Annotated in this window: 11 protein-coding genes; 7 read left to right on the forward strand and 4 right to left on the reverse strand. The window is 56.3% G+C overall.

What is annotated here, in order from left to right; genetic code table 11:
• Positions 1-4: 4 nt before the first annotated feature.
• From NQ230_RS19225 to hrpB, 4 genes are all read right to left on the reverse strand, one after another.
• Positions 5-718, reverse strand: a complete 714-nt coding sequence (locus NQ230_RS19225; protein WP_257258686.1) for a fimbrial biogenesis chaperone — start codon at positions 716-718, stop codon at positions 5-7.
• 42 nt (positions 719-760) lie between these two features.
• Entirely contained in the window at positions 761-1,333 is a 573-nt protein-coding gene (locus tag NQ230_RS19230) for a fimbrial protein (protein WP_121425050.1), read from the reverse strand.
• Positions 1,334-1,673: 340 nt separating this feature from the next.
• Entirely contained in the window at positions 1,674-4,193 is a 2,520-nt protein-coding gene (gene mrcB / locus NQ230_RS19235) for a bifunctional glycosyl transferase/transpeptidase (protein ID WP_257258688.1), read from the reverse strand.
• 192 nt (positions 4,194-4,385) lie between these two features.
• The gene (hrpB, locus tag NQ230_RS19240; RefSeq protein ID WP_257258689.1) at positions 4,386-6,815 is read right to left on the reverse strand and encodes an ATP-dependent helicase HrpB; all 2,430 of its coding nucleotides are present in this window, start codon (positions 6,813-6,815) and stop codon (positions 4,386-4,388) included.
• 73 nt (positions 6,816-6,888) lie between these two features.
• On the opposite strand from hrpB, the gene thpR reads away from it, so the two are divergent.
• The 7 genes from thpR to panB all read left to right on the forward strand — a co-directional run bounded on the left by thpR (position 6,889) and on the right by panB (position 12,550).
• Positions 6,889-7,443, forward strand: coding sequence for an RNA 2',3'-cyclic phosphodiesterase (gene thpR, locus NQ230_RS19245; protein ID WP_213329183.1), 555 nt, complete (start codon positions 6,889-6,891; stop codon positions 7,441-7,443).
• Positions 7,433-8,137, forward strand: a complete 705-nt coding sequence (gene sfsA / locus NQ230_RS19250; RefSeq protein WP_257258691.1) for a DNA/RNA nuclease SfsA — start codon at positions 7,433-7,435, stop codon at positions 8,135-8,137. Before thpR ends, sfsA begins: the two co-directional genes overlap by 11 nt.
• A gap of 176 nt (positions 8,138-8,313) precedes the next feature.
• Positions 8,314-8,769: an RNA polymerase-binding protein DksA gene (gene dksA / locus NQ230_RS19255; protein ID WP_001155232.1), complete on the forward strand. Its 456-nt coding sequence runs from the start codon at positions 8,314-8,316 to the stop codon at positions 8,767-8,769.
• A 59-nt stretch (positions 8,770-8,828) separates the two neighbouring features.
• Complete coding sequence (gene gluQRS, locus NQ230_RS19260; protein ID WP_257258692.1) at positions 8,829-9,719, forward strand: tRNA glutamyl-Q(34) synthetase GluQRS; 891 nt, start codon at positions 8,829-8,831, stop codon at positions 9,717-9,719.
• Positions 9,720-9,761: 42 nt separating this feature from the next.
• The gene (gene pcnB / locus NQ230_RS19265) at positions 9,762-11,159 is read left to right on the forward strand and encodes a polynucleotide adenylyltransferase PcnB (protein WP_071789389.1); all 1,398 of its coding nucleotides are present in this window, start codon (positions 9,762-9,764) and stop codon (positions 11,157-11,159) included.
• On the forward strand, positions 11,156-11,635 hold the full coding sequence (folK, locus tag NQ230_RS19270; RefSeq protein ID WP_257258693.1) for a 2-amino-4-hydroxy-6-hydroxymethyldihydropteridine diphosphokinase: 480 nt from the start codon (positions 11,156-11,158) through the stop codon (positions 11,633-11,635). Before pcnB ends, folK begins: the two co-directional genes overlap by 4 nt.
• Positions 11,636-11,758: 123 nt before the next feature.
• Positions 11,759-12,550 (forward strand): 3-methyl-2-oxobutanoate hydroxymethyltransferase, encoded by a 792-nt coding sequence (gene panB / locus NQ230_RS19275; RefSeq protein ID WP_023334548.1) that lies wholly within the window; start codon positions 11,759-11,761, stop codon positions 12,548-12,550.
• Positions 12,551-12,560: the final 10 nt, after the last annotated feature.

Here is a 12,560-nt window from a genome sequence, read left to right on the forward strand (position 1 = left end):
CGATTTAAAGAGCCTGCTTGCGTGGAGAGGTCTGGGCGCCGAAATCATTAATAGCCGTCCAGGTCACCGCGCCATTTGCCGCTTTTGGTAGCGCGAAACTCTGCTTGCTAAAGGGTGCAACCATCATTGAAATGGCACCCGGCGTGGTTTTGGTCTCTTTCACCGGCACACTTTTCCCGCCAACGGCCAGTTCGCCAAATGAGACGTAAAAAGGCGTGGGATTGTTTGCAATTAGCGTGTCACCCTGACGATGGAACGTGATTTTTTCATAGGCTCCCAGCGCATCGGCTTCCTTCAGCTGAGCGGGACGCCAGAAAAGCTTCAGGCGCGTTTTCATTGCGAACTGCAGCGTGTTTTTCTCTTTCAGATCGGGAGAGAGAGCAGAGACGGATTTCACATTCGCCAGAAACAGTGATTCGCGGTCTGCCGGCAGGCTGTTTTTATCGCCGGTAAAAATAACGTGTAACAGCGTCTGACGATTTTCCTGCAACTTATAGACAGGCGGCGTAATAATAAAGGGAGCCTTTGCATCATTGGGATAACTGACCCAGCTTTGCACCAGATAACGCGTATGAGGATCTTTATTTTTAAGTGCGATTTGTACTTCAGATTTATTCGATGGATAAATAATTCGCGTACCACCGAGAACAACGCTGGCCTGCACTGAACAAAAGGAAATAATTAAACAACCACATAACAATTTAAATAACGTCTTCATACAGCGTTCCAGAAGGCAGCCGTTCAGGCTGCCGATAATTGCTTAGCGATAGACAACCTCGAATGTTGCAGAGGAAGAGTAATGACCCGCGGTTGGCGCGGTATCACCGACCTGAATCACTTTCGCGGTGTAGTTAAAGACAGAAGCCGCTGCGCCGGTCGCATCGTTATCCACGTCGGTGCCTGCATCCGGTACTGAACCGTCAAAGAGCACATCGCCTTTGCCGCCGTTTTCATTGCTGACAGTGATGCCAACGTTAGTGGCATTGCCTGCGCCGGAGAGGTCGTTCTTCAAACGCTTGTATGCCGCGTCCGTCGTTGTGCCGCTGAACTTGAGGTTCAGTTTGGCGACCAGCGGGTCACATTTTTTCACTTCAATCTTGAAGGCTTTGGATGTTCCCACGGTACCGTCAGCGCCAAAGTCCGAAGGATAGGTATCCGCGAACGTGACGGTTGATGCGTTGGTACCTGAGCCATCAACGTTAATTTCGCAGGTATCGGCAACAATTTTTCCGGCGAAGTTCACCGTACCGGAATCGTTAGAAGCGAATACAGGCAGAGACACCGCAGCCATAAGACTTCCGGCCAGGAAAGAAGTAACAACATATTTATTCATGATAATATCCTTATATACAAATGTAGACATCCATTCCCGCTAAATAACGAGCGTCAGAATGTTATGCAAATTTTCACGCCACTCACGACCAAACATCTACCAATGAAATATTCTATGAGCGTTGTGGATTTCTTGAGGCGATTAAATCAGATTATTCTTCAGTGTGTCCAGCACGTGCAAAGCGGAATAAAAAACACTTTACTCCAACTGACTGTTTTGTTTGAAAAATACAACCACTTAAAAATTCTAAACTCTGAATTTAATTTTATTAATAAATTACAAACTGTAAAAAACAAAAAAGCCGCTTTATATTAAAGCGGCCTTTTATTCAGGAAACTAATTAGTTCCCGCCAAACATGTCCTTAATCCAGCCGGCTACGCCATCGCTGTCTTTCTTCTCATTCTGCTGCTGCTGCTGCTGCGGCTGCTGTGGCTGAGAAGACTGATCGAACGGGTTGCCCGTCGGCTGTTCAGGCTGGCTTTGCTGGCACAGCGAGTCCGGGTTGGCCGTCCAGACCGGCAGGGTACGCATTCCCCCGCCGCAGACGAAGTTACCGGAACTGTCCACGCCCATATCCACGATATCTTCCGGCGCAACCAGATTCAGCGGAACCGGAGACTGATTGGCCAGATAGCGCTGGTAAATCGACATCGCCCCGCTCGCCCCGTACAGTTTGGTCGGCTGGTTGTTGTCGCGCCCTACCCAGGTGATCACCACTTCACGGCCATCGATACCGGCAAACCAGGTATCGACGTTGTTGTTGGTGGTCCCGGTTTTACCCGCCAGATGCAGACCCGGATACTTCGCACCCAGCTGACGTCCGGTACCGCGCTGCACAACCTGCTGCATCGTCCACAGCGTCATATAGGCGGCCTGAGCAGGAACGGCACGCTCCGCCTGCGGGAAGCTCTGATACAGCACGGAGCCATCTTCGGCAATCACCGAACGCAGGGCAGACAGCGGTGCGCGGTTGCCCCCGCTGGCAATGGTCTGGAATGCCTGCGCCACTTCGATCGGCGTCAGGTTAAGCGCGCCGAGGATCATCGCTGGCACCGGGTGCAGCTGATCTTTCGACACACCCAGTTTTTGCCAGGTGTCGACAATCGCAGGCAGTCCCAGCGACATGCCCAGGTTCACCGTTGGTACGTTCATGGAACGCGTTAACGCATCCACCAGCATCACCTGACCGCTGAACTGTTTGTCATCGTTCTGCGGTGACCAGACCTGGCCGTTAGGCTGGCGCAGGGAGATCGGCGCATCCGCAATCCAGGTATTCAGGCGATACTGATTTGGCTGACTCAGGGCAGTCAGGTAGGTTGCCGGTTTTGCCAGAGAGCCGATTGAGCGACGCGCCTGCATGGCGCGGTTGTAGCCTGCAAACTGCGGCTCGGCACCGCCCACCATGGCGCGCACTTCACCGGAGTTACGGTCAACCACCACCATCGCGGTTTCAAGATCGGAGAGCTTACGCTGTTTCTTCAGCGCCGGAATGCCCTCAACGGCCGCTTTTTCCGCCGCATCCTGCGCCACGGAGTCAAAGGTGGTGAAGATCTTCACGCCGGAGAGATCTTTGACCTTATCGCCGAGCTTGCTTTGCAGCTCCTGACGCACCAGCTGCATAAACGCAGGCTGAGGCGAAATCACGCCGCCGCGCGGCTGAACGCCGAGCGGACGCGCGCTCAGCATGTCGTACAGCTCCTGGTCGATCACCTGCTGTTGCTGCAGCAGACGCAGAACGAGGTTACGACGCTCCAGCGCCAGTTTCGGGTTACGCCACGGGTTATAAATGGACGCCCCTTTCACCATGCCCACCAGCAGCGCCTGCTGGTCCAGGCTCAGCTCCTCCACCGGACGACCAAAGTAGTACAGGCTCGCCAGCGGGAAGCCGCGGATTTCGTTATCGCCGCTCTGACCGAGGTACACCTCGTTCATGTACAGCTCAAGGATACGATCCTTGCTGTAGCGCGCATCCATCAGCACGGCCATGTAGGCTTCGTTCGCTTTACGCCAGTAAGAGCGTTCGCTGGAGAGGAACAGGTTCTTCACCAGCTGCTGAGTCAGCGTACTCGCCCCCTGCACGGTGCGACCGGCCGTCAGGTTAGCCAGTACCGCACGACCAATCGAGTAGAGGCTGATGCCATCGTGCTCGTAGAAGTGACGGTCTTCGGTTGCCAGCAGGGTATCGACCAGCAGATCCGGGAAGCCGTTACGCGCCACGAACAGGCGCTGCTCGCCGTTTGCCGACGAAAGCATGGTGATCAGACGCGGATCGAGACGGAAGAAACCGAACTGGCGGTTGTTATCCATGTTCTCGATGGTGTCCAGACGATCGCCGTCAAAGGTCAGACGCGCGCGCACCTGCCCCTCTTTGCTGTCCGGGAAATCAAACGGACGACGGATCATCTCAATGCTGTTGGACTGCACGGTAAATTCGCCAGGCCGCGTCATTTTTGACACCTGACGATACTGGGTGGCTTCCAGCAGTTTAACCATCTCGTTCTTCGTGATGGACATATCTGGCTCAAGGTTCACCATACGGCCATACACTGCCGCAGGTAGCTGCCAGACTTTACCGTCGATACGGCTGCGGATCTTCTGATCCAGATACACGCCGTAAATCGCCATCAGCACGACAAAAACAATAAACAGCTTCAGCAGCAGCCAGAACCAGCCGCGTTTGCCCCGAGGCTTACGCCCTTTGCCTTTTCCATTACGCGGCATCGGTTCTTCATCCTCATAATCGTCTTCATAGTCATCGTCATAGTCCTCATCTCTGAGGCGACGACGGCTTACTTTTTCTTTCGCCGGACGCGTTGGTTTTCCCTTACGTCCTATTGGCTCGCGGTCATTCCCCGCCATGCTTTTTCTCCGCAACTTTCAGGCGCAAAGGCCAGATTTTCTTTTCTTTCACAGGCCTGTGAAAGAAGAAATCTCTCAAAATAAACAGTAAGACTTTCCTGACAGGAAAGTCTTTAGTGTTTTCTCCCTCTCCCCGTGGGAGAGGGCCGGGGTGAGGGCATCAGACCGCACTCATCTAGCCGCACTCCCCTTTCACGAATATTTCTTCGTTCGCCGCGTCGGCGCCGTATTCGCCGGATCGTCCGGCCAGACATGTTTGGGGTATCGCCCCTTCATCTCTTTCTGCACTTCACGGTAGCTTCCCGCCCAGAACGCCCCCAAATCTCGGGTGATTTGTAATGGACGATGCGCAGGCGACAGCAGCTCAAGCACTAACGGCACGCGCCCTTTCGCAATGGACGGCGTGGTGGCTTCACCAAACATCTCCTGCATCCGAACCGCCAGCGCTGGCGGATTATCCTCATGATAACGGATGGCAATCCGGCTTCCGGTCGGCACAGTGTAATGCCCTGGCAGTTCACTATCCAGACGTTGACGTAATGACCAGTCCAGTAAATTCTGTAACGCTGTCTTAACATCAAGCGCCTTAAGGGCTCGCAGGGAGTGCACGCCGCTCATTTGCGGCAGTAGCCAGCGCTCAAGCGAAGCAAGCAGCGTCTCGTCATCCACCGCGGGCCAACCGTATTCCGGTAGCCACTTCGCGGCGCAGTGCAGACGAATGCGGTACTGCTCGGCTTCCGGCGTCCAGTTCAGGGCGTTCAGCCCTTTTTCCCGAATGCCGTTCAGCATGGCCTGATGAAGCTCTTCTTCCGACGGCTTCGCCAGCGGCTTCGTCCCTAGCGTCAACTTACCAATCTGGCTGCGACGAAACGCCTTCAGCGTGCCCTGAGCGTCATCCCATTCCACGGTATCAGATTGCTGAAGCAGCTGCGGACAAGCACGCGTCAGGGCGTCAATCTCTACGGCAATCGCCTGCAGGATACGCGCATCCGGGGAATGGCTGCCCTGCAGTAATAGCGGTGCAATCAGCCATTCATGGCGCGTCAGGGCGTTATCGCTGTCCAGCATCGCCCCCATGCCGTTTGCCAGCTGATAACGTCCGTCCAGTCCGCGACGGCGGGCGATCCTGTCCGGGAAGGCCTGGGCCAGCAGGAAGACAATCTTATCGCTGTCAGGCGATCCTCCCCGGCTATTCAGGCGCTTGCACAGCTGCTGCGCCCGCTGCTGCCAGTTCCCCTGACTGCGCGAAAACGCCTGCCCCAGATCGCTGCTGCCACCGCGAGGCGGCTCCTCAAGAATAGCCGCCAGTTTTGCCGCCGTGGCAATTTCATCATCCCCTTGCGCGGCCACCAGCATCGCGGCCAGACGCGGATCGTTGCCCAGCGCCGCCATTTTCTGGCCGCGCGCCGTCAGACGCTCGCCTTCCAGCGCGCCGAGCTGGGTAAGCAACGTGCGCGCAGCGGTGAGGTTTACGACAGGGGGAGGATTAAGCCAGGTGAGCTGATCAGGGTTCGGGCAGCCCCACTGAAGCAGATCCATCACCAGGCCAGACAAATCGCTTTGTAAAATTTCCGGGGTGCTTTGCTGTGCAGCGCGTTCAGCCTGTTCCGCGCTGGTCAAATGCAGGCAGATACCCGGTTCAAGACGCCCCGCACGGCCCGCGCGCTGCACCATCGACGCCTGGCTAATGCGCTGCGTCAGGAGTTTAGTCAGCCCGGAACGCGGGTCAAAGCTTGCCACCCTCTCCTGCGCGCTATCCACCACCAGGCGAATGCCTTCAATGGTCAAACTGGTTTCAGCAATGTTGGTTGCCAGCACCACCTTGCGCTGCCCCACCGGGGCCGGAAGGATGGCTTTACGCTGATCCTGTAGCGACAACGCGCCGTAGAGCGGGCAAAGCAGCACCTCGCCGCCTACGCGGGTAGAAAGCTGCTCCTGCACGCGCTGGATTTCACCGACGCCCGGCAAAAACAGCAGCAGGGAACCGGGCTCCTGACGCAGCAGCTCAGCGGTGGCAATGGCGACGGCCTCGTCAAAACGCTGATGGGCGGGAAGCGGCTGATAGCGGCGATCAACCGGAAACGCCCGCCCTTCTGAGCTGATGACCGGCGCATCGGGTAATGCCTGTCGTAGCCGCTCGTTATCCAGCGTGGCCGACATGATAAGCAGCCGGAGATCGTCGCGCAGCCCCTGCTGCACATCCAGCAACAGGGCGAGGGCCAGATCCGCCTGCAGGCTGCGCTCGTGAAACTCATCGAGGATCACCAGCCCGACGCCGGTAAGCTCCGGATCGTTTTGCAGCATGCGGGTGAGAATCCCCTCGGTGACCACTTCAAGACGCGTGGTCGGGCCAACGCAGGTTTCGGCACGCATCCTGTAACCTACCGTTTCGCCCGGTTTTTCATTCAGCAGTTCCGCCAGACGCTGCGCCACGTTGCGCGCGGCCAGCCTGCGCGGCTCCAGCAGGATAATTTTCCCGCTGATGTTTCCGTCTTTCAGAATCTGCAGCGGCAGCCAGGTTGACTTGCCCGCGCCCGTAGGGGCATTCAGCAAAACCTGCGGGGCATGGTGTAAGGCAGCGAGAAGCTCAGGAAGAATGACGGCGACCGGCAATGAGGACACTAACAACTCCAGAGGGTTAACATTAGTCGGCGTACATTGTAGCATCGGCGCATATCATTACCGAGTCCTCCGTATGCCTGAGTCGAAACGGCTATTTTTTGCCATTGAATTGCCCACCGCGATACAGCGTCAAATTGTTCGCTGGCGCGCCGATTGCTTCCCGCCGGAGGCAGGCCGCCCTGTCGCGGCGGCCAACCTGCACCTGACGCTGGCCTTTTTGGGCGACGTCAGTGCTGAAAAGCAGCGGGCGTTAGCCGCAATGGCCGGGCGTATTGCCCAGCCGGAATTTACGCTGCACCTCGACGACGCGGGTCAGTGGCTGCGTTCGCGCGTGGTCTGGCTGGGCACGCGCCAGCCTCCGCGCGGATTATTGCAGCTGGCGAATATGCTGCGCGCGCAGGCGGCGCGCAGCGGCTGTTATCAGAGCCCACAGCCGTTTCATCCACATATCACGCTGCTGCGCGATGCCGGTCAGGCCGTTGCCATCCCGCCGCCGGGTTTTCACTGGGCCTTTCCGGTCAACGGATTCGCGCTTTACGAATCCGTCTTTGCACAGGGACGCACCCGCTATACGCCGCTACAGCGCTGGACGCTGGGCAACACCGAAAGGAATTCTGATGAAGTTTAGTCCTCTCCTGCAGCACGCTACGCTTATCCAACGCTACAAACGCTTCCTCGCCGACGTGATCACCCCCGAAGGGGTACAGCTCACCCTGCACTGTCCCAATACCGGTGCCATGACGGGCTGTGCGACGCCGGGTGACAGGGTCTGGTATTCCACATCAGAAAATACTAAACGCAAATATGCCCATACCTGGGAAATGACCGAAACCCAAAATGGGGCATTTATTTGCGTTAACACCCTGCGCGCAAATCAACTGGTTAAGGAAGCGCTGACCCACGGCACAATTCCTGAACTGGTAGGATACGGCACGCATAAAAGTGAAGTGAAATATGGCGATGAAGGCAGCAGAATTGACTTCATGTTACAGGCGGAAGACAGGCCGGAGTGCTATATTGAAGTGAAATCAGTGACGTTAGCGGAACAGGAAAATGGCTACTTCCCGGATGCGGTAACGCTACGTGGCCAGAAGCATCTGCGAGAGCTAATGAGTGTTGCGGCGGCGGGCAAACGCGCCGTATTGCTGTTTGCGGTGTTGCATTCAGCCATTGAACGTTTCTCCCCTGCCCGCCATATTGATCCTAAATACGCGCAATTGTTGAATGAGGCACAAAAGCAGGGGGTAGAGGTTTTCGCTTATAAAGCGGAACTTTCTGCCGATAATATGACTCTGAGATCCTCTCTTCCCATTGTCTTATAAGGGATTAGACGATTGACGATTAAGTGTTCTGGCCGCGTGCGCAAATACGCTTTTCCTCACAGGCTTGTCAAGTGTTACGTTTAGATAATTGCCATCCGGAAAAGCATCTGCTATTTATAGCGACCTGATTTTTCCCCCAACACGGGGATCGATAGTGCGTGTTAAGGAGAAGCAACATGCAAGAAGGGCAAAACCGTAAAACATCGTCCCTGAGTATTCTCGCCATCGCTGGGGTGGAGCCGTATCAAGAGAAGCCGGGCGAAGAGTATATGAACGAAGCCCAGCTGTCGCACTTCAAGCGTATTCTTGAAGCATGGCGTAATCAACTCAGGGATGAAGTCGATCGCACCGTTACTCATATGCAGGATGAAGCTGCTAACTTCCCGGATCCGGTAGACCGTGCCGCTCAGGAAGAAGAGTTCAGCCTCGAACTGCGTAACCGTGACCGCGAACGCAAACTGATCAAAAAGATCGAGAAAACGCTGAAAAAAGTCGAAGACGAAGATTTTGGCTACTGCGAATCCTGCGGTGTTGAAATTGGTATTCGTCGCCTGGAAGCGCGTCCAACCGCCGATCTGTGCATCGACTGTAAAACGCTGGCCGAAATCCGCGAAAAACAGATGGCCGGTTAACACCAGCGCTGTTTACACACTTCAAAGGCGGGAGTCTCTCCCGCCTTGTTACTGTTGATATGTCTGAATCACACTATATCGGGCGCTTCGCGCCATCTCCTTCCGGTGAATTACACTTCGGTTCATTAATTGCCGCGCTCGGCAGCTACCTGCAGGCTCGCGCCCGCCTGGGAAAATGGCTCGTACGCATTGAAGATATTGACCCTCCACGTGAAGTTCCCGGTGCTGCAGAGACGATTCTGCGTCAGCTGGAACATTACGGTCTTCACTGGGATGACGAGGTGCTCTGGCAGTCAACACGTCACGAGGCTTATCGGGAACGTCTGGCCTGGCTTCGCGATCGGGGGCTTTCCTATAACTGCACCTGCACCCGCGCGCGTATCCAGAGCGTGGGTGGCGTCTATGACGGCCACTGCCGCACGCTTAATCTTCCCCAGGAAAATGCCGCAGTACGTATAAAGCAGCGTGCCCCGGTGACGCGCTTTACCGATCTCCTCTCCGGTGAGATTCATGCCGATGAACGCCTGGCACGTGAGGATTTTATTATTCACCGCCGTGACGGCCTGTTTGCCTATAACCTGGCGGTGGTCGTCGACGATCGTTTCCAGGGCGTGACGGAAATTGTGCGCGGAGCAGACCTGGTCGAACCGACCGTGCGACAAATATCGCTCTATCATCAGTTTGGCTGGACGGCACCGGACTACATTCATCTCCCGCTGGCGGTCAATGCGCAGGGCTTTAAATTGTCAAAGCAGAACCACGCTCCGACCCTGCCAGACGGCGATCCGCGTCCTGTTTTGATCGACGCGCTGCGATTTCTCAACCAGAATGTAACCAACGAATGGCAGGATCTGCGTATTGACGAACTGCTGAAAATGGCCGTTGCCAACTGGACGCTCGCGGCAGTGCCAAAAATCCAGCATTCTCAAATGCGTTGCGCTGAGCTATGATTAGCCGCTTTTTTCATAACAAAACACACTACGAGGTGTACCATTTTTACCCGAGTCGCTAATTTTTGCCGTAAAGTGCTAAGCCGCGAAGAGAGCATGGCGAACGATGCTATTGCACAGCCACACATGTCGGTTATTCCGCGTGAGCAGCACACTATTTCCCGCAAAGATATCAGTGAAAATGCCCTCAAGGTGCTCTATCGTCTGAATAAAGCGGGCTACGAGGCCTACCTCGTGGGCGGTGGAGTGCGTGATTTACTGCTGGGCAAAAAACCAAAAGATTTCGACGTGACGACCAGCGCCACGCCTGAGCAGGTGCGCAAATTATTCCGTAACTGCCGTCTTGTTGGCCGCCGTTTCCGTCTGGCTCACGTGATGTTTGGGCCGGAAATCATCGAAGTGGCGACGTTCCGCGGCCACCACGAAGCGGGCGTATCGGATCGCACGACGTCCCAGCAGGGCCAGAACGGCATGCTGCTGCGGGATAACATCTTCGGCTCTATCGAAGAAGATGCCCAGCGCCGCGATTTCACCATCAACAGCCTTTACTACAGCGTGGCGGATTTCACCGTACGCGATTACGTCGGCGGCATGCAGGACCTGAAAGAAGGTCTGATCCGTCTGATCGGCACGCCGGAAACGCGCTATCGTGAAGATCCCGTGCGTATGCTGCGCGCCGTGCGTTTCGCCGCCAAGCTGGATATGCGCATCAGCCCGGAAACGGCAGAGCCGATTCCGCGTCTGGCGACGCTGATTAACGACGTGCCGCCTGCCCGCCTGTTCGAAGAGGCGCTGAAGCTGCTGCAGGCCGGCCACGGCTTTGAAACCTATAATCTGCTGCGCGAATACAACCTGTTCCAGCCGCTGTTCCCGACCATTACCCGCTACTTCACCGAAAGCGGTGACAGCCCAATGGAGCGGATGATTGCGCAGGTGCTGAAAAATACCGATACCCGTATTCGCAACGACATGCGCGTCAATCCGGCGTTCCTGTTTGCGGCGATGTTCTGGTATCCGCTGTTGGAAACGGCCCAGCGCATCACCCAGGAGAGCGGGCTAGCCTACTATGATGCCTTCGCGCTGGCCGCAAACGACGTGCTGGACGAAGGGTGCCGTACGCTCGCTATTCCGAAACGTATTACCACGCTGGTGCGCGATATCTGGCAGCTTCAGCTGCGCATGTCCCGTCGTCAGGGCAAACGCGCCTGGAAGCTGATGGAGCATCCAAAATTCCGCGCCGCTTTCGATCTGCTTTCGCTGCGTGCTGAAATTGAACGCAATCAGGAGCTGCAGCGCCTGTCCCAGTGGTGGGCCGAATTCCAGGTTTCCGCCCCACCGGAGCAAAAAGATATGCTTACCGGGCTGGATGAAGAGCCGGAACCGCGTCGCCGCCATCGTCGTCCGCGCAAACGCGCGCCGCGTCGTGAAGGGACAGCATGACCCTCGCGTATATCGCCATCGGCAGCAATTTAGCCTCTCCGCTGGAGCAGGTTAACGCTGCCGTACAGGCGCTAGGCGAGATCCCGCAGAGCCGGGTCGTGGCGGTCTCCTCTTTCTACCGTACCCCGCCGCTGGGTCCGCAGGATCAGCCTGATTACCTCAATGCCGCCGTGGTGCTTGAAACCGCTCTTAGTGCCGAAACGCTGCTGGACAATACCCAGCGCATCGAACTGCAGCAGGGCCGCGTACGTAAAGCCGAGCGCTGGGGACCGCGCACGCTGGACCTCGACATTATGCTGTTTGGTCACGAGACCATTAACACTGAACGTCTCACCGTTCCGCATTACGACATGAAAAATCGCGGGTTTATGCTCTGGCCGCTCTTTGAAGTCGCCCCCGATCTCCTCTTCCCGGACGGCACCCCACTTAAGTCCATTCTGGACGGCCTCAACGCCGAAAGACCCGCCCGCTGGTGATCCGGTTTCCCTGTCGATTAGCCCCAAAATAATTGTGGCTAATCGGTTGCCTAAAATCATTGTTCCCTCGAATGTTACTGTTAGAATGCGCAAAGATTCGCTTTTGGGCTATCAGGAAACAGTATGAAACCAACCACCATCTCCTTACTGCAGAAATGCAAACAGGAAAAAAAACGCTTCGCCACCATCACCGCGTATGACTACAGCTTCGCCAAACTCTTTGCCGAAGAGGGTATCAACGTCATGCTGGTCGGAGATTCGTTAGGGATGACGGTACAAGGACATGATTCCACCCTTCCGGTCACGGTTGAGGATATCGCTTACCATACCCGCGCCGTGCGCCGTGGTGCCCCAGCCTGCCTGCTGCTCTCCGATCTGCCGTTTATGGCCTACGCCACGCCGGAGCAGGCATTCGAAAACGCGGCAGCGGTGATGCGCGCCGGGGCCAATATGGTCAAAATTGAAGGCGGTGCCTGGCTGGTGGAGACGGTGAAGATGCTCACCGAACGCGCCGTGCCGGTGTGCGGCCATTTGGGCCTGACGCCGCAGTCCGTCAACATCTTTGGTGGCTATAAGGTGCAGGGCCGCGGTGACGCCGCCCAGACGCTGTTTGATGATGCCCTGGCGCTGGAAGCCGCAGGTGCACAGCTGCTGGTGCTGGAGTGCGTGCCGGTTGAGCTGGCGAAGCGTATTACTGAGGCACTGTCGATCCCGGTGATCGGTATTGGCGCGGGCAACGTAACCGACGGTCAGATTCTGGTGATGCACGACGCCTTTGGCATCACCGGCGGGCATATTCCGAAGTTTGCCAAAAATTTCCTCACCGAAGCGGGCGACATGCGCGCTGCGGTCAGGCAGTATATTGCCGACGTTGAATCCGGTGTTTACCCGGGTGAAGAACACAGTTTCCATTAAGGAGTCTCGT

Source organism: Enterobacter asburiae, assembly GCF_024599655.1.
GTDB lineage: Bacteria > Pseudomonadota > Gammaproteobacteria > Enterobacterales > Enterobacteriaceae > Enterobacter > Enterobacter asburiae_D.

What these genes read in the sequence shown, in the direction of transcription:
- NQ230_RS19225 (WP_257258686.1), bottom strand. Translation starts at nt 718, where the DNA reads ATGAAGACGTTATTTAAATTGTTATGTGGTTGTTTAATTATTTCCTTT.
- NQ230_RS19230 (WP_121425050.1), bottom strand. Translation starts at nt 1,333, where the DNA reads ATGAATAAATATGTTGTTACTTCTTTCCTGGCCGGAAGTCTTATGGCT.
- mrcB (WP_257258688.1), bottom strand. Translation starts at nt 4,193, where the DNA reads ATGGCGGGGAATGACCGCGAGCCAATAGGACGTAAGGGAAAACCAACG.
- thpR (WP_213329183.1), top strand. Translation starts at nt 6,889, where the DNA reads ATGCCTGAGTCGAAACGGCTATTTTTTGCCATTGAATTGCCCACCGCG.
- sfsA (WP_257258691.1), top strand. Translation starts at nt 7,433, where the DNA reads ATGAAGTTTAGTCCTCTCCTGCAGCACGCTACGCTTATCCAACGCTAC.
- dksA (WP_001155232.1), top strand. Translation starts at nt 8,314, where the DNA reads ATGCAAGAAGGGCAAAACCGTAAAACATCGTCCCTGAGTATTCTCGCC.
- gluQRS (WP_257258692.1), top strand. Translation starts at nt 8,829, where the DNA reads ATGTCTGAATCACACTATATCGGGCGCTTCGCGCCATCTCCTTCCGGT.
- folK (WP_257258693.1), top strand. Translation starts at nt 11,156, where the DNA reads ATGACCCTCGCGTATATCGCCATCGGCAGCAATTTAGCCTCTCCGCTG.
- panB (WP_023334548.1), top strand. Translation starts at nt 11,759, where the DNA reads ATGAAACCAACCACCATCTCCTTACTGCAGAAATGCAAACAGGAAAAA.